23 protein-coding genes are annotated in these 21,302 nt (G+C 72.3%); 9 read left to right on the forward strand and 14 right to left on the reverse strand.

Annotated elements, in window-relative coordinates; all coding sequences use genetic code 11:
* Positions 1–82: 82 nt before the first annotated feature.
* Positions 83–1,975 (forward strand): ABC transporter ATP-binding protein, encoded by a 1,893-nt coding sequence (locus AOM46_RS19400; protein WP_078856977.1) that lies wholly within the window; start codon positions 83–85, stop codon positions 1,973–1,975.
* A 64-nt stretch (positions 1,976–2,039) separates the two neighbouring features.
* Here AOM46_RS19400 and AOM46_RS19405 read toward each other — a convergent pair whose 3' ends face one another.
* From AOM46_RS19405 to AOM46_RS19460, 12 genes are all read right to left on the reverse strand, one after another.
* Positions 2,040–2,840, reverse strand: a complete 801-nt coding sequence (locus tag AOM46_RS19405) for an SGNH/GDSL hydrolase family protein (RefSeq protein ID WP_067226363.1) — start codon at positions 2,838–2,840, stop codon at positions 2,040–2,042.
* A gap of 198 nt (positions 2,841–3,038) precedes the next feature.
* Entirely contained in the window at positions 3,039–3,818 is a 780-nt protein-coding gene (locus AOM46_RS19410; protein WP_062213610.1) for a maleylpyruvate isomerase family mycothiol-dependent enzyme, read from the reverse strand.
* On the reverse strand, positions 3,815–4,678 hold the full coding sequence (locus AOM46_RS19415) for a fumarylacetoacetate hydrolase family protein (protein WP_062213612.1): 864 nt from the start codon (positions 4,676–4,678) through the stop codon (positions 3,815–3,817). The genes AOM46_RS19410 and AOM46_RS19415 overlap by 4 nt, the downstream gene beginning before the upstream one ends.
* Positions 4,675–5,742: a cupin domain-containing protein gene (locus tag AOM46_RS19420; protein ID WP_234313870.1), complete on the reverse strand. Its 1,068-nt coding sequence runs from the start codon at positions 5,740–5,742 to the stop codon at positions 4,675–4,677. Before AOM46_RS19420 ends, AOM46_RS19415 begins: the two co-directional genes overlap by 4 nt.
* A gap of 44 nt (positions 5,743–5,786) precedes the next feature.
* Positions 5,787–6,638, reverse strand: coding sequence for an ABC transporter ATP-binding protein (locus AOM46_RS19425; RefSeq protein ID WP_062213616.1), 852 nt, complete (start codon positions 6,636–6,638; stop codon positions 5,787–5,789).
* Entirely contained in the window at positions 6,635–7,507 is an 873-nt protein-coding gene (locus AOM46_RS19430; protein WP_078856978.1) for an ABC transporter permease, read from the reverse strand. Before AOM46_RS19430 ends, AOM46_RS19425 begins: the two co-directional genes overlap by 4 nt.
* Positions 7,504–8,346, reverse strand: coding sequence for an ABC transporter permease (locus AOM46_RS19435; RefSeq protein ID WP_062213620.1), 843 nt, complete (start codon positions 8,344–8,346; stop codon positions 7,504–7,506). Before AOM46_RS19435 ends, AOM46_RS19430 begins: the two co-directional genes overlap by 4 nt.
* Positions 8,347–8,422: 76 nt before the next feature.
* Positions 8,423–9,166, reverse strand: a complete 744-nt coding sequence (locus tag AOM46_RS19440) for a cysteine hydrolase family protein (RefSeq protein WP_062213623.1) — start codon at positions 9,164–9,166, stop codon at positions 8,423–8,425.
* Positions 9,167–9,184: 18 nt separating this feature from the next.
* The gene (locus AOM46_RS19445) at positions 9,185–10,159 is read right to left on the reverse strand and encodes an ABC transporter substrate-binding protein (protein WP_062213624.1); all 975 of its coding nucleotides are present in this window, start codon (positions 10,157–10,159) and stop codon (positions 9,185–9,187) included.
* A 72-nt stretch (positions 10,160–10,231) separates the two neighbouring features.
* Positions 10,232–11,212, reverse strand: a complete 981-nt coding sequence (locus AOM46_RS19450; protein WP_062213626.1) for an ABC transporter substrate-binding protein — start codon at positions 11,210–11,212, stop codon at positions 10,232–10,234.
* A gap of 100 nt (positions 11,213–11,312) precedes the next feature.
* Positions 11,313–12,689: an aldehyde dehydrogenase gene (locus tag AOM46_RS19455; protein ID WP_062213628.1), complete on the reverse strand. Its 1,377-nt coding sequence runs from the start codon at positions 12,687–12,689 to the stop codon at positions 11,313–11,315.
* Between the two features lie 63 nt (positions 12,690–12,752).
* On the reverse strand, positions 12,753–13,544 hold the full coding sequence (locus AOM46_RS19460; protein WP_234313861.1) for an SDR family NAD(P)-dependent oxidoreductase: 792 nt from the start codon (positions 13,542–13,544) through the stop codon (positions 12,753–12,755).
* 403 nt (positions 13,545–13,947) lie between these two features.
* Here AOM46_RS19460 and AOM46_RS19465 point away from each other — a divergent pair, with 403 nt between their 5' ends.
* A complete protein-coding gene (locus AOM46_RS19465) occupies positions 13,948–15,186 on the forward strand; it encodes a flavin-dependent oxidoreductase (RefSeq protein WP_062213630.1) in 1,239 nt (412 codons plus the stop codon).
* Position 15,187: 1 nt separating this feature from the next.
* Entirely contained in the window at positions 15,188–16,027 is an 840-nt protein-coding gene (locus AOM46_RS19470) for an IclR family transcriptional regulator (RefSeq protein WP_062213632.1), read from the forward strand.
* Here the strand turns inward: AOM46_RS19470 and AOM46_RS19475 are convergent.
* The gene (locus AOM46_RS19475) at positions 16,014–17,351 is read right to left on the reverse strand and encodes a D-arabinono-1,4-lactone oxidase (protein WP_062213634.1); all 1,338 of its coding nucleotides are present in this window, start codon (positions 17,349–17,351) and stop codon (positions 16,014–16,016) included. The genes AOM46_RS19470 and AOM46_RS19475 overlap by 14 nt on opposite strands.
* 138 nt (positions 17,352–17,489) lie before the next feature.
* Between AOM46_RS19475 and AOM46_RS19480 the strand changes: the two genes are divergently transcribed.
* Positions 17,490–18,710 carry an amino acid deaminase/aldolase gene (locus AOM46_RS19480; protein WP_062213636.1) on the forward strand — a complete coding sequence of 407 codons (1,221 nt, stop codon included), beginning with the start codon at positions 17,490–17,492 and terminating at the stop codon, positions 18,708–18,710.
* A 34-nt stretch (positions 18,711–18,744) separates the two neighbouring features.
* Here the strand turns inward: AOM46_RS19480 and AOM46_RS19485 are convergent, their stop codons facing one another.
* Positions 18,745–19,512: a DNA-binding transcriptional regulator gene (locus tag AOM46_RS19485; RefSeq protein WP_062213638.1), complete on the reverse strand. Its 768-nt coding sequence runs from the start codon at positions 19,510–19,512 to the stop codon at positions 18,745–18,747.
* A gap of 192 nt (positions 19,513–19,704) precedes the next feature.
* Between AOM46_RS19485 and AOM46_RS34075 the strand changes: the two genes are divergently transcribed.
* The 5 genes from AOM46_RS34075 to AOM46_RS19505 are packed head-to-tail and all read left to right on the forward strand — an operon-like array spanning position 19,705 to position 21,297.
* A complete protein-coding gene (locus tag AOM46_RS34075; protein ID WP_158920489.1) occupies positions 19,705–19,872 on the forward strand; it encodes a hypothetical protein in 168 nt (55 codons plus the stop codon).
* 59 nt (positions 19,873–19,931) lie between these two features.
* On the forward strand, positions 19,932–20,078 hold the full coding sequence (locus AOM46_RS19490) for a hypothetical protein (RefSeq protein WP_158920491.1): 147 nt from the start codon (positions 19,932–19,934) through the stop codon (positions 20,076–20,078).
* Entirely contained in the window at positions 20,075–20,446 is a 372-nt protein-coding gene (locus AOM46_RS19495) for a hypothetical protein (RefSeq protein WP_062213642.1), read from the forward strand. Before AOM46_RS19490 ends, AOM46_RS19495 begins: the two co-directional genes overlap by 4 nt.
* Positions 20,447–20,467: 21 nt before the next feature.
* Positions 20,468–20,905 carry a hypothetical protein gene (locus AOM46_RS19500; RefSeq protein ID WP_158920493.1) on the forward strand — a complete coding sequence of 146 codons (438 nt, stop codon included), beginning with the start codon at positions 20,468–20,470 and terminating at the stop codon, positions 20,903–20,905.
* 17 nt (positions 20,906–20,922) lie between these two features.
* A complete protein-coding gene (locus tag AOM46_RS19505; protein ID WP_062213646.1) occupies positions 20,923–21,297 on the forward strand; it encodes a hypothetical protein in 375 nt (124 codons plus the stop codon).
* Positions 21,298–21,302: the final 5 nt, after the last annotated feature.

Here is a 21,302-nt window from a genome sequence, read left to right on the forward strand (position 1 = left end):
ACCCCCGCCGACCGGAACCCCCGCCGACCGGACCCCGCCGACCCGAAACACCCCCACCCTCCGAGCAGTCAGGGAACCCCTCATGGCCACGGCCTCCCCGACCGTCGATCCCTCACCCCCGACGCCGCCCCCGGGCACCGACCCGTCGGCCGCCGCGGAGAACACCGCCGACAGCGCCGACACCGCCCCCGACCCGCCCTCCGCCCCGCTGCGGACCCTGCTCGCCTACGCGGCCCCCCACCGGCTGGTGCTCCTGGCCAGCCTGCTGCTGGTGCTGGCGGCCGGTGCCGCCGGACTGGCCCAACCCCTCCTCGCCCGCGCCGTGCTGGAGTCCCTCGGCGGTGACGGCGGCGTGCTGGCGCCGGTCCTGGCCCTCGCCGTCCTGGTGGTCGCCGGCGCCACCCTGACGGGCCTTCAGTCCTGGTGGCAACAGCGCACCGCCCAGCGCGTGGTGCGACAGGTGAGGACCGACCTGGTGCACCGGCTGATCCGGCTCCGCGTCCCCGAACTGGACCGCCACGCCCCCGGCGACCTGGTCGCCCGCGTCACCTCGGACAGCACCCTGGTGCAGAGCGCCGCCACCGACGGCCTGGTCAACGTCGCCAACGGAACGCTGACCGTGGCCGGCGCCCTGGTGCTGATGGGCGTGGTGCACCCGGGCCTGCTGGCCGTCACGGTCGGCGTCCTGGCCACCGTCGCCGTCCTGTTGACGCTGGTGCTGCCCCGCATCCGGCAGGCGGTGGCCCGCGCCCAGGGCGCGGTCGGCGCGGTCGGCGCCGCGCTCGACCGGGTCCTGGGCGCCGCCCGCACGGTGAAGGCCAACGGCGCCGAGGCCCGCGAGACCGCCACCGCCGAGGCCGCCATCGACGAGGCGTACCGCGCCGGGCTCTCCGGCGCCAGGTACGCGGCCTGGGCCAGCGTGTTGACCGGAGTGGCGATCCAGGGCGCGTTCCTGGCGGTGCTGGGCGTCGGCGGCGCCCTGGTCGCCTCGGGCGATCTGGACACCCCCTCGCTGATCGCCTTTCTGCTCTATGTCTTCTACCTGGCCAGCCCGTTGGGCGCGCTGGTGGCCGGGCTCGGCACCCTCCAGCAGGGGCTGGGCGCGGTGGGCCGGATCGAGCAGGTCGCCGCGCTCCCGATCGAGGAGGACGTCGACGACACCGCCGTGGACGCCGCCGCGCCCTCGCCTCCGCCGGCCGCCGCCCTGGCCGTCGAGCTGCGGGAGATCGCCTTCGGCTACCCGGGGCGCGGCACCGGCCTGAACGGGGTGAGCTGGAGCGCGCCGGCCGGCGGCCAAACGGCGCTGGTCGGCCTGTCGGGGGCGGGCAAGACCACCACCTTCGCGCTGCTCCAGCGGTTCTACGAGCCGGACGCCGGCACGATCCTGATCGGCGGCCGGGACATCTCCACCCTCGGCCGCGCCGAACTGCGCCGCCGCATCGCCTATGTGGAGCAGGACTCCCCGGTGCTGGCCGGGACCCTGGAGGCCAACCTGCGGTACGCGGCCCCCGACGCGACCGGGAACGAGGTGGCCGAAGTGCTGCGGGTCACCCGGCTCGACACCCTGCTGGCGCGCCTGCCCGACGGCCTGGCCACCGAGGTCGGCACCCGGGGCGTGGCGCTCTCCGGCGGCGAACGGCAACGGCTGGCGATTGCCAGGGCCCTGCTGCGCCGCCCCCAGGTGCTGCTGCTCGACGAGGCGACCGCGCAGCTGGACGCCAGGAACGAACAGGCGCTGCGCGAGGCGGTCGAGGCGGTCTCCCGCACCTGCACGGTGATCGTCATCGCGCACCGGCTCTCCACGGTCACCGGGGCCGACCGCATCGTGGTGATGGAGCTGGGCCGGGTCAGGGCCGTCGGCACCCATGCCGAACTGGTCGCCGGCGACGGGCTCTACCGCGAGTTGGCCGCCTCCCAGCTGCTCACCGGCCAGACGCCCGAGGACGCGTCCCGGGCCCTGCCCGGCCCCCGTTGACCCGGGCACGGAACGGCGTCCGGCACGCGGGGTGCCGGACGCCGTCGCGCGGTGCTCGGTGGGGTCAGCCGGTGATGGCGGTCAGCGCGGCGGCGTAGCCGTCCCGGTGGCCGGTCGCGTTCGGGTGGTAGGACTCCCGGATGTTGGACCACACCAGGCTGGTGAGCCACTCGGGCCCGTCCGAGCAGATGGTGTGCGGGTCGAACACCGGCCTGGCGTCGAGGAAGGTGAAGCCGGCCTCGGCCGCCCGGCCCGACATGATCTCGGCCAACGTGTCGGCCGCGTTGTTGAGGGCGGTGCGTTCACGGTCGCTCAGCCCGAAGATGCCGCAGCTGCCCTGGATCGTGTAGAGCCGGGGGTAGCCGACGACGATCACCTGGGCCGAGGGCGCCGCCGCCCGCACGGCCGCGTAGGCGTCGGCGAGCGCGGGGGAGAGGTAGGCGTGGGCCGCCTGCTCGGCCAGCGCGGCGCCGTCGATGCAGTCCTGGTCGTCGATGGTGAGGATGCAGTTGGTGAGGACATCGACGAACCCGACGTCGTTGCCGCCGATCTGGAGGGTCACCAGCGTGGTGTCCGGGGTGAGGAGGGGGACCTGGTTGGCGACCAGTTCGGCGGTGGTGTCGCCGGAGCAGGCCGCTTCCACGAACTCGAACTCCGGGTGGGCGGCGGCCCATACCCGGGTGTAGGAGAGCGGGCCTCGACGGCACTCGTGGTCCGGGTCGTCATAGGTCTCGGTGCCGACGGCGACGGTGTAGGAGTCGCCGAGCGCGACATACTTCCCGTCGGCCGCCTGGGCCGACGGGGCGAATGTCAGCGCGGTGATCGCGGCCAGGACCAGGGTGAGCAGAAGTCGTAAGGGACGCACGCGAACCTCTCTATGTCGTGTGCATGACAGTCTGGGGCACTGTCATCGTTACCCACCGGCCGGTCCCGCACTGTGACGGGCGGGTAAACAATTCGGGCGTCTACGCGCGGCCACCTCGTGTGGAGCGGACGCCCGGCCGGGCCGGCCCGGCCCACCGCCGGCACCCACCGCGCCGGCGGCGGACCCGCGGCTCCCCGGCTACAGCCAGCGGGGCAACTCCGGCAGCGGGCCGTCCGTTTCGAGCCGGTGGGCGCCCCGGCCGGTCAGCCAGCGGACCAGATCGCTCATCCGGCCGCTGACCGCGGGCCCCGCCCCCGCGCCGACCTCGGGACGGGTGTCCCGGTCGGTCGGCAGCAGGGTCGGCGGCGGCGCCTCGCCCCGGCGCCGCCAGGCGGCCAGCACATCGTCCGCCAGCCGGTCCAGCAGCGCCGGCGGCAGCTCGGCGAACCGGGCGCCGACGCCCAGGTCGACGGCGTGCACCCACACCTCACGGGTCCGCATCCACGCCGTCTCCCGCGCCGGCACGGTACGGCCCTGCGCCGTCACCACCGGCGCGTCCCAGGCCGCCTCGGGCAGATCCCGCCACTCCACGTCGAGATGCACCCCCGAGTGGGCGAACAGGGAGCGCAGCGCCCGGGCCGGAAGCGAGGCGCCCAGCGCGATCTCCCCGGCCCGCTGGTCGGCCGAGGCGTACATCGGCCGCTCGACGCCCGTCCTGCTCCACTCGCAGAGCCGCGTCAGGGCGCGCGCGTTGTAGCCGACATGGGCCACCAGCGCGGCGCGGCTCCAGCCGGGCAGCAGGCTGGGGCCCGCCAACTCCCGGTCGGGCAGCGCGCCGAGGGCGCGGGCGAAGAACGCCGTGCCGGCCCTGGCCCAGGCCAGCTCGGCATGCGGCGCGTTCGGCGCGTCGTATCTGGCGCCCGAGCCCTGGCGGTCCCGCAGCGCGGCCCGCGCCCCCGCCAGATCGCCGCCCGTCATGTCCGGGACACCTCGGGTTCGGCCGGGGTGTCCAGGGGCAGGGCCTCGGCCACCACCCGGTTGGCGAGGGTGCCGATCCCCTCCACGGTGGTGGTGAGCATCTGGCCGGGCGTCAGATAGCGGGCCGGCTGCCGGGCGTGGCCGACGCCGCCGGGGGTGCCGGTGGCGATCACGTCGCCGGGGCGCAGCGTCATCACGGTGGAGAGATAGGAGATCAACTCGGCCGGGTCGAAGACCAGATCGTCCGTGGTGGTGCGCTGCACCTCCACCCCGTCCACGGCCGTGACCAGCGCCCCGCCGAGGGTGAACTCGTCGGGGGTGACCAGCACCGGGCCGAACGGGGTGGTCGACTCGAAGGACTTGCCCGGCAGCCACTGCAGGGTGCGGTACTGCCAGTCCCGCATGGTCACGTCGTTGAGCACCGAGTACCCGGCGATGGCCGCCTCGGCCGCCGCCCGGTCGGCGCGCCGCACCGTGGTGCCGACCACCACCGCCAACTCGCCCTCCCAGTCGACCTGCTGGGACTCCGGCGGGATGACGACCGGGTCGCGCGGGCCGACCAGCGCCTCCGGGTACTTGCTGAAGACGGTGGGCGCCGACGGCAGTTCGCGGCCCATCTCCAGTATGTGGGTGCGGTAGTTGAGCCCGACGCACAGGATCTTCCCCGGCCGGGGCACCACCGGCGCCAACGGGACATCGGCCAGCGCGTGGACCGGCCCCTCGGCGGTGCGGGCGTCCGCGAGGCCGTCGGCGGTCAGCAGGGCGCCGACGTCCGCGTACCCCAGTTCCGTCGCGGTGTCCCCGGTCACACGGGCGGCGGCGGTGCCGCCCTGCGGCAGTCGGATGGTGGCCAGCCTCATCGGGCGTCTCCCTCGATATGGGTGCGGGCGAAGTGCAGACGCTCCATGATCGGAGCGTCGGAGAAACGGAACAGGTCGAAGCCGGTCTCGGCCTCGATGGAGAACGGCACCCAGGACGGCACCACGAACAGGTCGCCGGTGCCCAGCTCGTGCGGGGTGCCGTCGAGCAGCACCCGGCCCCGGCCGTCGAACGCCTGGAAGACGCTGGAGCCGACCTCCCGGCGGGTCGCGGTCGCGACGCCGGGGCGCAGCCGGTGGAACTCGGCCCTGATGGTGGGCATCACATCGCCGCCCGTGGTCGGGTTCACATAGCGGATCGCGGCGTGCCCCTGCTCGACGGTGGCCGGCTGCCCCTCCTCCTCCAGCAGCAGCTGCTCGGTCAGGGCGCGGTCGGTGTGCTCCCAGCGGTAGGCGCCGATGGGGGACGAGACGGTGTCGGCGAGCCCGGAGAGCGGCCGCAACCCCGGGTGGCACCAGAGCCGTTCGCCGCGCGAGTAGGTGGGCGTGGCGTAGTCGGTGACCCGGTCGGAGCCGAACTCGAAGAAGCCGACGTCGGTGTAGTGCGAGAACGGGATGTCCAGGCCGTCCAGCCAGGCCATCGGCCGGTCGGTCTCGTTGTGGTGGCCGTGGAAGTGCCAGCCGGGGGTGAGCAGGAAGTCGCCTCGGCTCATCCGCACCGGGTCCCCGTTGACGACCGTCCACACGCCCTCGCCCTCCACCACGAAGCGGAACGCGTTCTGCGCGTGCCGGTGTTCGGGCGCGGTCTCGCGCGGGCCGAGGTACTGGATGGCGGCCCAGAGGGTGGGTGTCGCGTAGGCGTTGCCGGCGAGCCCCGGGTTGGCCAGCGCGATGGCGCGGCGTTCCCCGCCCCGGCCGACCGGCACCAGATCGCCGGCCCGCCGGGCCAGCGGGTACAGGGCGTTCCAGCGCCACACATGGGGCCTGGCAGCCGGCGCCGGATGCATCGGCATCAGATCGCCGAGCTGGGTCCACAGCGGAACCAGGTTCTCCGCCGCGAAGTCCCGGTAGAGCTGGTCGAGTTCGGGACTGTCGCCCGCCGTCATGGCGTTGGCGACCGAACCGTGTCCCGGGGGCTGTTCGTCGACGGTCATCGGGACGCTCCCTTCGTCAGGTCGTTCGGCTCGTCGGGGCGGTGGCCCCGCTTGGCCTTCTGCACCAGTTCATGGACGTGGGTGCGCAGTTCGGCGAACCGCGGCAGATTGCGGGTGCCCAACTGCTCGCGCTCGTCCGGCAGATCGACGGCGACGTCCTCCATGATCACGGTGGGCCGTCCGGAGAGGACCAGCACCCGCTGGCCCAGATAGATGGCCTCGTCGATGTCATGGGTGACGAACAGCAGCGTGATCCCCAGCCGGTGCCACAGCTGCCGGACCAGATCCTCCAGATCGGCCCTGGTCTGGGCGTCGACGGCGGCGAACGGCTCGTCCATCAGCAGGATGTCCGGCTCGTAGGCCACCGCGCGGGCGATGGCGACGCGCTGCTGCATGCCGCCGGACAGCTGCCACGGGTAGGAGCCCGGCACATCGGCCAGGCCGACGGCCTCCAACGACTCGTCGACCAGCCGGCGCCGCTCCGCCTTGCCCAACCCCTTCTCCCGCAGCGGCAGATCGACGTTCTGCGCCACCGTCAGCCAGGGGAAGAGGCTGCGGGCGTAGTCCTGGAAGACGACGGCCATGCCCTCCGGGGGCCCTGAGATCGCCTTGTCCTCCAGCACGACCTCGCCCCCCGTCGGGGGCAGCAGGCCCGCGATACAGCGCAGCAGGGTGGTCTTGCCCGCCCCCGAGGGGCCGACGATGCACACCATCTCCCCGTCCGCGACGGAGAAGGTGAGATCGCGGATCGCCTCGGTCGAGCCGGTGGAGGACTCGTACACCTTGTGCAGCCCGGTCACCCGCAGCAGGTCGGTGCGGACGGTGGGACGGTCGGTGGTGGTGGTCATCGGGAACCTCCTCGTTGCGACTGGCGCTGTCCCCGGTACCAGGCCAGCACGACGTGTTCGACGGAGCGGAAGAGCAGGGACAGCAGGACGCCGACCAGTCCGAGCAGCAGGATCCCGGTCCACATCTGCGGCAGGGCGAAGCTGCGCTGGAACTGGATGATGGTGAAGCCGAGCCCGTTGTTGGCGGCGAACATCTCGGAGATCACCATCAGGATCAGCGCGATGGACAGCGCCTGACGGGCCCCGGTGAAGATCTGCGGGCTGGCGCCGCGCAGGATCACGGTGCGCAGCCGGGTCAGCGGACGCAGCCGGTAGGTGCGCGCGGTGTCCCGCAGCAGCGGGTCGATGCCGCGCACGCCCTCCACCGTGTTGAGCAGGATCGGCCACAGCGCCCCGGTGGCGATCACCACGATCTTCATCGAGGTGCCGATGCCGAAGAACAGCATCAGGACCGGCACCAGCACCGGCGGCGGAATGGCGCGGAAGAACTCCAACACCGGTTCGACAAACGCCCGGAGCCGGGCCGAGGAGCCGATCGGGACGCCGATGGCGATGCCGAGCAGCACGGCCAGCGCGTAGCCGGCGGACAGCCGGCCGAGCGAGGGCAGCAGCTCGCTGGTGATCCGGCCCTCGAACCAGGTGGGGCGGAACACCTCCAGGATCTCGCGCAGTGGCGGGAAGTAGAAGCTGTTGAAGTCCTCGGACACCACCCACCAGACGGCGACCAGCACCGCCGGCAGCCCGAGCGCCACCAGCAGCGAACGGCCCACGGCCAGCACCCCCCGGCCCCGGCGCGCGGCCGGGGACGTACCGGAGGAACCAGGAGAACGGGGGGAACGGGGGGAACGGGAGGAAAAGGCGGCGGTCATGAGGCGGACTCCTGTCGCACGGAGGGGTGCCAGCGCAGCAGACGGCGTTCCACCAGCCGCGCCAGGAGGTTCACGGCGACGCCCAACAGGCCGGTGACGATGATCAGGGCGTACATGGAGGCCACCGCGCCCGAGGTCTGGGCCACGGCGATCAGCCGGCCGATGCCGTCCGTGCCGATGATCAACTCGCCGGTCACGGTGAGGATCAGCGCCACGCTGGCGGCCAGCCGGAAGCCGACCACCGCGTACGGCAGCGTGGTGGGCCAGGCCAGCCGCGTGGCCGTGGTGAGCCGCCGGAACCGGTACGACCTGGCGGTGTCCCTGGCGACCGGGTCGATGTCCCGCACGCCGGCCAGCACCTGCAGCAGCACCTGCCAGAAGCTGGCGTAGATCACCAGCAGCAGCGTCGCCTCACGGCCCGTGCCGTACAGCAGCACGGCCAGCGGGATCAGCGCGACCGAGGGGATCGGCCGCAGGAACTCGATCAGTGAGGCGGTGGCCTCCCGCAGCCAGCCGACCGAGCCGATGACCATGCCGAGCAGGGTGCCCGCCAGCACGGCGATCGCAAGACCGATGCCCCAGGTGGTCACGGTGTCCCCGAGGGCCCGCCAGAAGTCGCCGGTGCGCACCCGGTCGGACAGCGCGGACATCATCTCGGAGAACGGCGGCATGAACCGGGAGTCGACCAGGCCCAGGCGTGGCAGCAGTTCGACGACGGCGGCCAGGGTGGCCACCCCGCCGAGGCCCAGCAGCCCTCGGTGCGGTGGACGCGCCGGGCGCCCGCGCCGGACGGCACCCCTCGGGCGGGCCGGCGCCGGATCAGCGACGGTGGTGGTCATGGGCGGCGCTCGCTTGTCTCGACGTGGTTCGGATGGTGGGTGGTAAAGGGCCCGTGGGTGGTACAGGGCTCAGCCATCACGTTTCACCCCTTCTCTCCTTGTCCCTTGTCTTCGGCGCCCGGCCGTGGTCCACGGGTGTCCGCCACCGGCCGACCAACGCGTCGGTGGTGAAGGACCGTCCGAAGCTCCGTCCGATGACCGCGACGGCGGCGTCGTGTTCCGCCTCGGTGTAGGCGGCGCACGCGTCCTCGACGACCGTCGCCAGATAGTCGTGGTCGACCGCCGAGCGCAGCGAACTCTCCACACAGACATCGGTGGTGACGCCGCAGAACAGCAGCGACCGCCGCCCGTACCCGGCCAACCGCTCGGCGAAGCCGGGACCGGTGAACGCGCTGTAGCGGTGTTTGACCGCGACCCATTCGCCGGGTCGTGGCGTCACCCGGTAGAACCCGGCACCCCAGCCGCCGCGCCGGCAGTTCGGCGCGGCCGGCTCGGACCCGGGGCCGATCCCCGGGGCGAGCCGGTGCCGCCAGGCGGCCGAGTCCAGCTCGGGCCCGTGCTCGGTGCGGACGAAGACCACCGGGACGCCGGCCGTGCGGGCGGCGTCGACCAGCACCTCGATCCGGTCGACGGCCCGGTGCACGGCGGTCAGTTCGCGGCCCGCGGCGGCCATGGTGCCGGCCGGGTGGCAGAAGTCGTTCTGCACGTCGACCACCACCAGCAGCGCGTCCCCGGGCGCCTCGCGCACCACGGCCGTCTCAGCCGGCACAGCCGTCTCGGTCAGCGCGGTCATCTGGGTCAGCGCGGTCATCTGGGTCATGACGAAGCCCGTGCCGGTTCAGCGGCCGAGGAGGGCGTCGAGGTCGATCTCGCCGTCGACGAAACCGCTGCGCACCATCCGGTCCGCCAGGAACTCCAGGGACGCCTCGTCGACCTCGCTGTGGAACCCGGGCAGCACCATGGTGTCGGCGATGGCCGGATCCAGCTCCTCGATCTCGGGCAGCGCCCGCCGGAACGCGTCCGGGTCCTCGGTGACCAGCCGCGCCGTGTCGGCGATCGCCGCCTGGAAGGCCGCCACCGCCTCCGGATCGCGCTCGGCGAACTCCTGGGTGGTGAGGTAGGAGCCGATCTGCAGGCCCTCCTTGGACTCCACATAGGGCCACAGCACCGGGGTGAGTCCGTCGTCGAGGCCCATCGTCAGGAACGGCTCGATGACCCAGGCCGCGTCGATCTGCCCGTTGGCCAGCGCCGGCAGCATGTCGGGGAAGCCGAGTTCGACGAACTCGACGCCCGAGGTGTCGACGCCGCGTTCCTCCAGCGCCGCCTCGATGGTGATGTCGCCGATGTTCTCCAGCGTGTTCACCGCGATCGAGGCGCCGGCCAGATCCTCGGCCGACTCGATGCCGGAGCCCTCGGCGGCCAGTACCGCCGAGAAGTCGGACGTGGGGTCGTCGGTGGCGAAGGTGCCGGGCGCGATCATCCGCAGCGGCAGGCCCCGCTCGGCGGCCAGCAGGCCGCTGACCACGTTGGAGCCGGCGATGTCCAGATTGCCGCCGACCAGCGCGGGTATCGCGGCAGCGCCGCCCGCCGAGGCGTCGATCTCCAGCTCGATGCCGTGCTCCTCGAAGACGCCCTGCTGGACGCCGAACCGGAGGAACGCCGACGGCACCCCGTCCGTCTCACCGATCCGGATGACGCCGTCCGAGCCCTCGCCGTCGCCTCCCGAGGCCTCCGGCCCCGTCGAGGCTCCGCAGGCGCTGACGCAGAGCAGAACGCCGGCGGCCACCGCCGTCCTCAGAATGTGCTGTCTCATTGTTCTCTCCTTCCTTCCGGGCCGTCCCGAGCCCTGGCGCGGCGGTGTCCGTGGACGGGGCCGCGCGGCGCCTCATGGCAGGAGCGTGTCCAGGTCGATTCCGTCTTGGTCGAACAGGCCCCACTTGTCGCCGAGTTCGGCGAGGTACTCCACCGACGCCCGGTTGATCTCGGTGGGGAAGGCCGGCAGCGTCAGCTCGTCGTAGAGCGCCGGGTCGATCTCGGTGTACTCGGACAGCACCGCGCGGGTCGCGTCCGGGTTCTCGGTGGCGTGGGCGAACGATTCGGCCGCCGCCGCGGCGAACGCCTCGACCAGCTCCGGATCGTTCTCCACCACGCTTGCCGAGGCGAAGTACGTCGCCACGGTCAGGTCGTCGGTGGCCTCCGCGTACAGCGACCAGAGGTCGACCGCGCCGCCCTGACGGGCGATGGTGAGGAACGGCTCGACCTCCCAGGCCACGTCGACCTGCCCGGTCTCCAGGGCGGCCACCATGTCGGAGTGCGCCAGCTCGACGAACTCGATCCGCGAGGAGTCGCCGCCGGCCTGGTCCACCGCCTCGCGGATCAGCGTGTCGTTGATGTTGTTGAGCGTGTTGATGGCCACCGTCCGGCCCGGCAGGTCGGCGACGGAGGTGATGTCGCTGCCCTCCGGCACCACGATCGAGCCGAAGTCGTCGGCGGGGTCGCCGGTCGACGACGCTCCGGCGCTCACCACCCGCAGGTCGAGGCCCTGCTCCTGGGCCAGCATCAGGGAGGTGACATTGGAGTAGCCGAAGTCGTACTCGCCGCTGACCACGCCGGGCACGATCGCGGCGCCGCCCTGAGCGGACTTGAAGTCGAGGGTCAGCCCGTGCTCGGCGAAGACTCCCTCCGCCTCGCCCAGGTACAGCGGGGCCACGTCGAGGATCGGGATCACTCCCACGGTGACCTCGCGCAGCCCGTCACCGTTGGTGTCGCCCCCGGAACCAGCGGAGCCCGAGGAGCCCGACGAGCCGCACGCGGTCAGTCCAACGGCGAGGCCGGTGGCGAGCACAAGAAGAGGAACACGTCGCATGAGAACTCCATCGTTGAGTGCGGCGTCCGGTTGGGAAGACGGTTGCGGGGGTGTCGCCTCGGCTGTGGCGGGGAGGGCGGCGCCCGGGCGCCGCCGGTGGTCAGTCGATGCCCCAGTTGACGTGCTTGAGCTCGGTGAACTCGTGGACACCCTCGAAGCCCCGGGTGCGGCCCATCCCCGAGTGCTTGGCGCCGCCGGACGGCACCTCGGCGAACGTCCGGTTGTAGCGGTTGACCCAGACCGTGCCGAACTCCAGCTCCCGCGCCGCCCGCCAGGCCCGGTCGTGGCGCCCGGTCCACACGGCGGCGGCCAGCCCGTACTCCGTCTCGTTGGCCAGTGCCACGCCGTCCTCGTCCCGGTCGAACGCCTCGACGGTCACCACCGGGCCGAAGATCTCCTCCCGCCGGAGCCGGGGGTGCACCCGCTCGCCCGCGATCACCGCCGGCCTGAGGAACGCGCCGGCCAGCCCGTCGCAGCGCACCCGACCGCCGCCCAGCCGCAGGCTGCCGTCGGATGCGGCCAGTTCGAGATAGCCCGACACCCGCTCGGCCTGCTCGGCCGAGATCAGCGCGCCCAGATCGGTGCCCGGCGCGTCGGGATGGCCCACCCGCAGCGCCTCGACCCGCTCGCACACCGCGTCCAACACCCGCTGGTACAGGGGGCGTTGCACCAGGATCCGGGAGTTGGCCATACACATCTGGCCGGCGGTGACAAACGCGTTCGCCACACAGGCGGAGACCGCGGCCGGCACATCGGCGTCGTCCAGGACGACGCTGGCGCCCTTGCCGCCCAGCTCCAGCACCGGCTTGGCGAACCGGGCGACCGCGCTGGTGGCGACCTGGCGGCCGACCGCCGTCGAACCGGTGAACGCGACCACCCTGATCCGGGGGTCCTCGCTCAGCGCCCGCCCCACCTCGGCGCCGCCCACCACCATCCGCACCACGTCCTCCGGCGCCTCGGCGGGGAGCAGTTCCAGCGCCCGCGCGGTGGCCAGCGGGGTCAGCGGCGCCGGCTTCAGCACGGCGGTGACCCCGGCGGCCAGCGCCGGCGCCAGATCGCGGAACAGCAGGAACAGCGGCCAGTTCCACGGCACGACAAACGCCGCGGGTCCGGCCGGCTCGCGGATCAGATGGCCGGCGGAGCCGTCGGACAGCTCATGGCTCGACCCGCTCACCAGGCGCGCCATCCCGGCGTTGAACCGGAGCGCGTCCACCGTGAAGTCCAGCTCGCGCTCGCATTCGGCGCGGACCTTGCCCGTCTCCCGCAGCAGCAGTCCGACCAGCTCGTCGGTGTGCCGGGCCAGGGCGTCAGCCCAGGCCGCCAGCACCGACTGCCGCAGCCGGGCGTCCCGCCGCCAGGGTCCCCGGCGGAAGGCCTCCGCCACGGCGCCGACGGCGTCGGCCGTGGTCGTCGGATCGTCCTCCCGGACGGAGCCAAGCTCCTCGTGGGTGCTCTTGTCGAAGACGGTCAGTGTCATGGCTCGCGCTCCTCACCTGCGTGTGCCGGCGCTCCGGTCGGTGGTGTGGTGGTCGGGCGGTGGTCAGCTGAAGACCACGCCACCGTCGACGACGAGCGTCTGACCGGTGATGAAGTCGGATCCCCCGGAGGCCAGGAAGAGCACGGTCCCCACCAGGTCGTCCGGGTTCATGTCGCGGGGGATGGCGCGTCGGGCGGCCGCCGCCGGCACGTACTCGGCGCCGCTCAGCTCCAGCGAGGACTCGTTCGCCACCAGCCCGGGGGCGATGGCGTTCACGGTGATGCCGTCCCGCCCGACCTCGTTGGCCAGGCTCCTGGTCAGGGCGATGACCGCGCCCTTGGACGCCACATAGTGCGCGAAGCCCGGCACCCCCATGTGCACCGTGGAGGAGGCGATGTTGATCACCCGGCCGCCGCCGCTCTCACGCAGCAGCGTCACCAGGCCCCGGGTCACCAGCCACACGCCGGTGACGTTCACCCGCAGCACCCGCTCCCATTCGGCGGGAGTGATCTCGGTGAACGGGCGCTTGGCGCCAAGGCCCCGGTAGATGCTCGCGTTGTTGACCAGCACGTCCAGCCGGCCGAACCGGTCCCGGCACAGCGCGGCCAGTGCCTCGACGGAGGACTCGTCGGCCACGTCCGTCGGGTGGAACACCACCTCGTGTCCGGCGGCGGTCAGCTCCTTCGCCAGCAGCTGCCCCTCGTCGGCCACATCGGCTATCACCACCCGGGTGGACTGCTCGGCGAGGGCGCGCACCAGGGTGCTGCCGATCCCTCGGCCGCCTCCGGTCACCACCGCGACCCGCCGCCGGGCGGAATCCGGGCCGGTACGGGCCACGACCGCTGTGTCGTTCACCGTTGAGCACCTCCATCGTCACGCACCGCAATGGATTGGTGCGAGGTGCAAGCAACATAAGTGAGCCACGACATGCTGGGCGTTTCTGCCATCAGGATTCTTCTATGACGAATCTGGCTTTCCGCTAGCCGGACGCCGGGGTTCGGGGCCGTACTGTCAGAAGCCGATCTACTGCTGCAACAGCTGAGATCCCGGGCCGGACGGGGCCAACCCGCCCGTTCCGCAAGGCAGAATCAGGATCAGCAGACCAGCCTGGCAGGCCACTTCCCGCCGCGAGCGGGCGGGTGGCGACGCCAACCGGCCACGCACCCCCACCCGGGGACAAGGCCACCACCCGGTGGCCCCCGACAGCGCGCGGCACGGAGGACCGTCACCGTGGTCGCGACCAAGAAAGGCACCACCCATGAACGTTCTCGTGGTCGGCGCGGGCATCGGGGGACTCACCCTCGCCCTCGAACTCCACCAGGCCGGCATCCCCTGCCGCGTCCTGGAAGCGGTACCGCGCATCCAGCCGATCGGCGCCGGGATCAACCTGCTGCCGCACGCGGTGCGCGGCCTCGCCCGGCTCGACGTCGCCGACGGCCTGGAGGCCGCCGGCGTCGAGACCCGCGAATCGGTCTTCTTCAACCGCTTCGGCCAACTCGTCTACCGCGAACCGGTCGGCCGCCACGCCGGCTACACCCAGCCCCAGATATCCATCCACCGGGGCGACGCCCAACTCGGCCTGCTGGCCGCCGTCCGCGAACGCCTCGGCGATGGCGCCGTCGAACTGGGCCGCCGCGTCACCGCCGTCGCCGACCGCGAGGACCATGTCCAGGTCACCGTGACGGACGCCGCAACCGGCGCCACCAGCACCGAACGCGCCGATGTCGTCGTCGCCTGCGACGGCATCCACTCGGCCGTCCGCGCGCAGTTCTACCCCGACGAGGGCGAACCCCGTTACTCCGGCATCACCATGTGGCGGGGCGTCACCCCCTGGCCCTCGTTCCTCACCGGCGCCAGCATGGTGCGCGCCGGCTGGCTCGCCTCCGGGAAGATGGTCGTCTACCCGGTCCGCGACGCCGACGAGTCGGGCAACCAACTGGTCAACTGGGTCGCCGAGGTGGAACGCCCGCAGCGGGTCAGCCGCGACTGGACCCGCTCCGGACGCCTCGACGACTTCATCGACGTCTTCGCCGACTGGCGCTTCGACTGGCTCGACGTCCCGGGCCTGATCCAGGGCGCCGACACCATCCTGGAATACCCGATGGTCGACCAGGACCCCCTGCCCCGCTGGACGTTCGGCGCCGTCACCCTCCTCGGCGACGCCGCCCACCCCATGGTGCCCCGCGGCTCCAACGGCGCCGGGCAGGCCGTACTCGACGCCCACGCCCTCCGCCGGGCCCTCACGAACAACCCCGGCGACCCGCGCGCCGCGCTGCGCCACTACGAGGCCGAACGCCTCCCGGCCACCACCTCGGTGGTCACCACCAACCGGGTCAGGCCGCCGGATACGATCCTCAAGGAGGTGTACGAGCGCACCGGCGACCGTCCCTTCGACCGCATCGAGGACGTCATCAGCACCGAGGAGATGGCGGCGATCTCGGACGGCTACAAGAAGGTCGCCGCCTATGACAAGGACCTCGTCAACCGACAGGAGTGACGTGTCAGCGACGCCTGGCCGCCAGCCCTCCGCCAAGGGGCCGCCCCCCTCGCCCGACGCGGGGGACGGCACCGCCGCGGAGCCCCCACCGCCCTACAGCCTCACCTCCGTGGACAACGCCCTGCGGCTGATCCACGCCCTGGGGGAGCAGGGCGAACTCCGCGTCTACGAGGCCGCCGAGCTGCTGGGCGTCGCCCGATCGACCGCCCACCGGCTGCTGTCCACGCTCACCTTCCGTGGCTTCGCCATCCGCGCCGGCGGCCATGTCTACCGCCCGGGGCCCGCGCTGGCCGACGCCGGACTGCGCGCCCTGGGCCGCCTCGACCTGCGGCAGGTCGCCAAACCCCACCTCAGGGCACTCTCCGAGGACACCGGGGAGACCGTCCACCTGGTGGTGCTCGAAGGAAACGGCGCCCGGTTCGTCGACGGCGTCGAGAGCGCCCAGCCGCTGCGGGTCGGGCTCCGGATCGGCATGGTCCTGCCGGCGCACTCCACCTCCGCCGGCAAGGCGATCCTCGCCGCCCTGCCGCCGGAACAGGTCCGCTCCCTCTATCCACGCGGGGTGCAGACCCTCACCGGCCGCACCCTGGCCAGCCTGGAGGACATCGAACGCCATCTCGCCACCGTCGCCCGCGTCGGCTACGCCACCAACCACGGCGAGAGCGCCGAGGACGTGTCGGCCGTCGGCGTGGTGATCCGCGACCACGCCCGCACCCCGATCGCCGCCATCGCCGTCGCCGCCCCCTCCGAGCGGCTGCTGCAACCCCGTATCCCGCTGATCGCCATCCGGATGCACCGCGCCGGCCTCGCCATCAGCGGCGACTACGTCAGCCCCCGCTGACGCCCCGCGTCCCGACCGGTCCCAGAACCCGGTCGAGATAGGGGTTGGCGAAGACACCGGCCGGGTCGACCCGGTCGCGAACGGCACGGAAGTCGTCAAAACGCGGATAGCGGCCGCGCAGGGCCTCGGCGTCCAGCCAGTGCAGCTTGCCCCAGTGCGGCCGGCCGCCCACCGCGTCGGCGATCGCCGCGACCGCGCGGAAGTACCGCTCGTACGGCAGCCGGTGGTACTGGTGCACCGCCACATAGGCGGTGTCCCGCCGGTGGGCCGTCGAGAGCCAGATATCGTCGGCCGGCGCGAAGCGCACCTCCACCGGGAAGACGATCCGCTCCCCGCTGTCCGCCACCCAGTCGTGGATCGCCCGCACCACCTCCGTCACCGCCTCCCTGGGCACCGCGTACTCCATCTCGCGGAACACGACGCGGCGCGGCGAGACAAACACCCGGTGCGACTCCTGGCTGTAGGAGCGGGCGGACAGCGCCCGGCCGCTGAGCGCATTGAGCCGGGGTATCACCGCCGGCACCGCCGAGCCCAGCCGACAGACCGCCTCGAACAGCGTGTTGGACAGCAACTCGTCGTCGAACCAGGCCCTGGCCCGGCCCAGCGGCCGGGGCCGCTCGCCCGCCGGCAGCCGGTTGTTGCGCTTGGTGAGCGCGAGATCGGTGTGCGGAAACCAGTAGAACTCGAAGTGCTCGTTGTCCGCCAGGAGTTCGTCCAGACCGCCCAGCACGTCCGGCAGCCGCATCGGCCCCTCGGCGGCGTGCAGGACAAACGCCGGCTCGCACTGGAGAGTGACGCTCGCGATGACCCCCAGCGCGCCGAGCCCGACCCGGGCGGCGGCGAACAGCTCCGGCCGCTCCTCCGCCGAGCACCGCACCACCGAACCGTCGGCCAGCACCAGTTCCAGCGCCCGCACCTGCGCCGCCAGCGCGCCCGAACGCGCCCCCGTGCCATGAGTGCCGGTGGAGATCGCCCCCGACACCGTCTGCCGGTCGATATCGCCCAGGTTCGTCATGGCCAGACCGTGCGCGGCCAGCACGGAGTTCAGCCGGTGCAGCGGCATCCCCGCCTCGACGGTGACCAGCCCCGATCGTCCGTCGATCCGCACCGGCGCGTCCAGCGCGTCCATCCGCAGCAGCACCCCGTCGGTCACCGCCACCCCCGTGAACGAGTGCCCGCTGCCCGCCGCCTTGACCCGCAGCCCCGCACCGACGGCCCGCCGCACCGCGTCGGACAACTCCTCGACCGAGCCGGGACGTTCCACCCGCGCCGGGCGCGCGCTCACCGTCCCCGACCAGTTCCGCCACGCGATCGCAGCCGCCATCTCCCGCTCCCTCTCGAATGTCCCGCGCCGCACCGGGGGTTCCACCCGGCCCCGACACCGTTACGGTGGTCGGCACCCGGCCGGACCGCTGTCGATGGCCGGAGACGATCGGAGGCCCAGGTGAGCGCACCCGTCAATATGCCGCAGGGGACCGTCGCTGACGAGACCCGGGAACGGCTGGAACGCGCCACGGCCGCCCTCGAACCGCCGTTCGCCGTCGTCGATCTGGCCGCCTACGACGCCAACGCCGCCGACCTCGCCCACCGCGCGCTCGGCAAACCGATCCGGCTGGCCAGCAAATCGCTGCGCTGCCGCGCCCTGACCGAACGCGTCCTGAACCGACGCGGCTTCCGGGGTGTCCTCGCCTTCACCCTGCCCGAGGCCAACTGGCTCGCCGCCGACCCCGAGACCGGCATCGACGACGTGGTCGTCGGCTACCCCACGGCCGACCGCGCCGCCCTGCGTCGCCTCGCCGACGACGAACTGCTGGCCCGCCGGATCACGCTGATGGTCGACTCCGTCGAACACCTGGCCTTCCTCCGCGAGGCCGCCCACCCCTCCGCCACCCGTCCGCTGCGGCTCTGCCTCGAACTCGACGCCGCACTGCGCCTGTTCGGCGACCGCGTCCATATCGGCGCCCGCCGTTCCCCCGTCCGCACCCCCGCCGCCGCCCTCTCCCTGGCCCGCGCGATCGCCGACACCCCCGAGTTCCGGCTCGTCGGCCTGATGGCCTACGAATCCCAGACGGCCGGCGTCGGCAACGCCCCACCCGGCGCCCCCCTGCGCGGCCTCGCCGTCCGCGCGATGCAGCACGCCTCGGGGGCGGAACTCCGCGAACGCCGAGCCGAAGTGGTCGCCGCCGTCCGCGCGGTCGCCGACCTCGAATTCGTCAACGGCGGCGGCACCGGCAGCGTCGAACGAACGGCCGCCGAGCCGGCCGTGACGGAGATCGCCGCCGGCTCCGGCCTCTACGGCCCCGCCCTCTTCGACGCCTACCGCGCGTTCCGGCCGCGCCCCGCCGCCTACTTCGCACTGCCCGTGGTGCGCCGCCCCGCGCCCGAGGTCGCCACCGTCCTCGGCGGCGGCTGGACCGCGTCGGGCCCTCCCGGCCCCGACCGCCTCCCCCTCCCCGTCTTCCCCGCCGGCCTCCGCTTCCGCGCCACGGAGGGCGCCGGCGAGGTCCAAACCCCCCTGCTCGGCGACGCCGCCCGCCGACTGCGCATCGGCGACCGCGTCTGGTTCCGCCACGCCAAGGCGGGCGAACTGGCCGACCACGTCCGGACCTTCCACCTGGTGGACGGCGACCACGTCGTCGCCGAGGCCCCCACCTACCGGGGCGAGGGCCACGCCTTCCTCTGACCCCCGCCCGATGCTCCGAAATGGGGCAATGTTCTTACTGGTCCGAAGACGGCTCGGGTGGCGGCTGGTTGAAGGACCGCATGGTGGCGCGCGATGTGGAGGCATCCTGGAAAATCAGATCCCAGGGGCCGGTGTTCACATCGAATTCCTTACCGAATCCGATCCACTTTCCGGACATCCTGCGCCCCGTCGGATCGACCAGAAGCTGTATGGCGCCGTGGTATCGGGCGCCGGAGTAGTAGCTTTCCGTGGACGTCTGTTCCGACCAGGTGCCGGTGACCACCCCGCCGTCCACCTTGAGGTCGATCGACAACGTGGAGTCCGAAGAGTCCGGAAGGCTCCGGACCGTCAACGCGTCGCCATGCTGGAGCACGACAACGTAGTGCTGCCCGACGTACCGCCTGTCGCGGCCCGAGCTGAAGTACTCGTAACGGGACAGCCAGATCCCGGAGAAGTTCCCGCGCACCTGTGCCGTGGAGGACTGAGGAGCCGACCTCGGCAGGATGGCCTGGGGCTGCGCCTCGGGACTCTCCACATCGTGACCGCCTCGCCCGTCGTCGCTGATCCGCGCGAGCGGCACGGGTGTTGCGAACCCCAGGGCCTCGATGGGCGCGCCCGTTACCTTCTCCAGCGCCCGGGCGTGCAGCGGGCGGGGTGTCCGAATGTCGCCCGCCTCCCAGCGCTGAACCAGCCGCTTGGAAGCCCCCGGCGCCCCCGCGTCCCGCAGAGCCCGCGCCAGGTCGTCCTGACTCATCAGAAGGCCCATCCGGACCGCCTTCAGCGCTGCGTTCGGTGTGCTCATACGAGAACGATAGCCACAACGGGCGTCCAATGACACCTAAATGACGTCTTTGATGACGTCGAAATGACGTCCTACAAGACGCCGCGGGGACCGCATCCGCGCAGCCACTCTGTGTAGTGCCTCGCCATCGGTGGAGGCGACCAACCAGCCAGCAGACCGATCAGCACAGAGAAACGAGTTGGTGAGACGCGCATGACGCTCCCTCAAGAAGCCGATCCGCCACCCGGTGACCAGCCGGATGTTGACGACGAGCAGTTGGAGTCGGTGGCTGATCCGCATGCCGTGCTGTTGGCTCGGCTGCGGGCGCGGAACGCGGCCAGTGAGGTCAACTACAGGGTGAAGAGTGGTGAGTTGCCGTGATGGTTGGGGAGCTCGCCGTGGATGTGGACGCGGGCGCTTCGTTTGTTATGGAGTGTTCCGTGTGTGGGGGGTTCGGGCCGAGGGGGGAGGACGCGGAGGACGGTGCGGAGTGGGCCGTCTCGCACCTCGGCCTGCACCCCGGGCACCGGGTCTATCGGGAGCATGTCACGCGGGTCTACCGGTTCGAGGCCGGTGAGGCGGCGTGAGCGGCGACGCGATCATCCGGAGTGCCGACTGGGTGCTCACCGACGAGCACGGGGCCGGCGCGCCCGAGGGGATCTTCGGCGTGGAGTGCCTGACCTGCGAGGCCCGCTCCCCGCTCTTCGACAACGATCAACAGCCCGTTGCCGTGTGGGCGATCCACCATGTCCAGGAACAGCCCGAGCACGACCTGTTCCTCGCCCGGGCGGAGAAGCACTGGCGGGCGGTGCGACGGCGGCATGAGGACGAGGACCCGCCGCACCCGCCCGCCGGGACGGCCGCCGGCTTTCTGGACCGCGCGTTCGGGCCCACCTTCGTCGGGCTGATGTGCCTGATCACGGCACTCTCCGGCTACCTCATGGCCCCCAACTAGACCGCTGGGACAGGTCACTTCATGAGCACAACTCTGCCCATTTCCTTCAGCGTGCTGTCGACCACCCTGGACGGGCACCTCCTGATGGTGCAGGGCCGGGACGGCTGGGTCCTACCCTCCGGCACGGTGCCGCCGGGGCGCTGCATCGTCCTCACCGCACGCGAGACCTTCCGTGAGGCCACCGGCTACGACCGCCCCGTCAGCGAGGCGTATGCCGTCACCGTCGTCACCGACCACACCGGCACCCCCACCTCCCTCGCCTACGTCCTGGACGGCGGCCAACTGCCCAACCTGCCACGCGACGCCAACAAATACCTCCCACCCGGCGCCGGTTGGCTCCCCCTCGCCGAACTCCACGAACCCACCCCCGTCATCCACCACGCCCTGGTCGCCGCCACCCGACGACACAGACTCCCCATCCTCATCAACGGCTCCCGACCCGACGCCGCCTACATCTGACAAAGAGAGACAACCCCATGACGAACACCCAGGTCCTCGTGCTGGCCACCACCCGCAACGGCTACGTCCTCCTCGCCGACGACCGACTCCCCGGCGCCCCCGTCCCCCACCACGGCGACCTCGCCCTCACCGGACGACTGGCCCTGGCCGGCCAGACCGGACTCCTCGCCGACATCACCCACGCCTGGACCGTGCGTCCCACCGGCACCGACAACACCGGCGAACTGTGGATCCTCGACGGCGGAACCTACAACACCGTCCCCGACACCACCGAGGACACCAACCCCAACGCCCGCTGGGCCCCCCTCACCACCTTCGCCCAGGACCCGGCCATCCGGGAGGCGCTGGACGCCAGGGACGCGGGGACCAGCATTCGGGTCCCCGCGTCCTGATCGGC

This window comes from Streptomyces sp. NBRC 109706, assembly GCF_000974485.1.
In the GTDB taxonomy this organism is placed as follows: Bacteria; Actinomycetota; Actinomycetes; order Streptomycetales; family Streptomycetaceae; genus Streptomyces.

Excerpts from the sequence above, each read along its gene's own strand:
- AOM46_RS34075 (WP_158920489.1), top strand. The coding sequence starts at position 19,705 with ATGACGCTCCCTCAAGAAGCCGATCCGCCACCCGGTGACCAGCCGGAT.
- AOM46_RS19445 (WP_062213624.1), bottom strand. The coding sequence starts at position 10,159 with ATGAGACAGCACATTCTGAGGACGGCGGTGGCCGCCGGCGTTCTGCTC.
- AOM46_RS19430 (WP_078856978.1), bottom strand. The coding sequence starts at position 7,507 with ATGACCGCCGCCTTTTCCTCCCGTTCCCCCCGTTCCCCCCGTTCTCCT.
- AOM46_RS19435 (WP_062213620.1), bottom strand. The coding sequence starts at position 8,346 with ATGACCACCACCGTCGCTGATCCGGCGCCGGCCCGCCCGAGGGGTGCC.
- AOM46_RS19480 (WP_062213636.1), top strand. The coding sequence starts at position 17,490 with ATGCCGCAGGGGACCGTCGCTGACGAGACCCGGGAACGGCTGGAACGC.
- AOM46_RS19420 (WP_234313870.1), bottom strand. The coding sequence starts at position 5,742 with ATGACGGCGGGCGACAGTCCCGAACTCGACCAGCTCTACCGGGACTTC.
- AOM46_RS19450 (WP_062213626.1), bottom strand. The coding sequence starts at position 11,212 with ATGCGACGTGTTCCTCTTCTTGTGCTCGCCACCGGCCTCGCCGTTGGA.
- AOM46_RS19455 (WP_062213628.1), bottom strand. The coding sequence starts at position 12,689 with ATGACACTGACCGTCTTCGACAAGAGCACCCACGAGGAGCTTGGCTCC.
- AOM46_RS19410 (WP_062213610.1), bottom strand. The coding sequence starts at position 3,818 with ATGACGGGCGGCGATCTGGCGGGGGCGCGGGCCGCGCTGCGGGACCGC.
- AOM46_RS19415 (WP_062213612.1), bottom strand. The coding sequence starts at position 4,678 with ATGAGGCTGGCCACCATCCGACTGCCGCAGGGCGGCACCGCCGCCGCC.
- AOM46_RS19500 (WP_158920493.1), top strand. The coding sequence starts at position 20,468 with ATGAGCACAACTCTGCCCATTTCCTTCAGCGTGCTGTCGACCACCCTG.
- AOM46_RS19505 (WP_062213646.1), top strand. The coding sequence starts at position 20,923 with ATGACGAACACCCAGGTCCTCGTGCTGGCCACCACCCGCAACGGCTAC.
- AOM46_RS19465 (WP_062213630.1), top strand. The coding sequence starts at position 13,948 with ATGAACGTTCTCGTGGTCGGCGCGGGCATCGGGGGACTCACCCTCGCC.
- AOM46_RS19475 (WP_062213634.1), bottom strand. The coding sequence starts at position 17,351 with ATGGCGGCTGCGATCGCGTGGCGGAACTGGTCGGGGACGGTGAGCGCG.
- AOM46_RS19425 (WP_062213616.1), bottom strand. The coding sequence starts at position 6,638 with ATGACCACCACCACCGACCGTCCCACCGTCCGCACCGACCTGCTGCGG.
- AOM46_RS19485 (WP_062213638.1), bottom strand. The coding sequence starts at position 19,512 with ATGAGCACACCGAACGCAGCGCTGAAGGCGGTCCGGATGGGCCTTCTG.
- AOM46_RS19440 (WP_062213623.1), bottom strand. The coding sequence starts at position 9,166 with ATGACCCAGATGACCGCGCTGACCCAGATGACCGCGCTGACCGAGACG.
- AOM46_RS19400 (WP_078856977.1), top strand. The coding sequence starts at position 83 with ATGGCCACGGCCTCCCCGACCGTCGATCCCTCACCCCCGACGCCGCCC.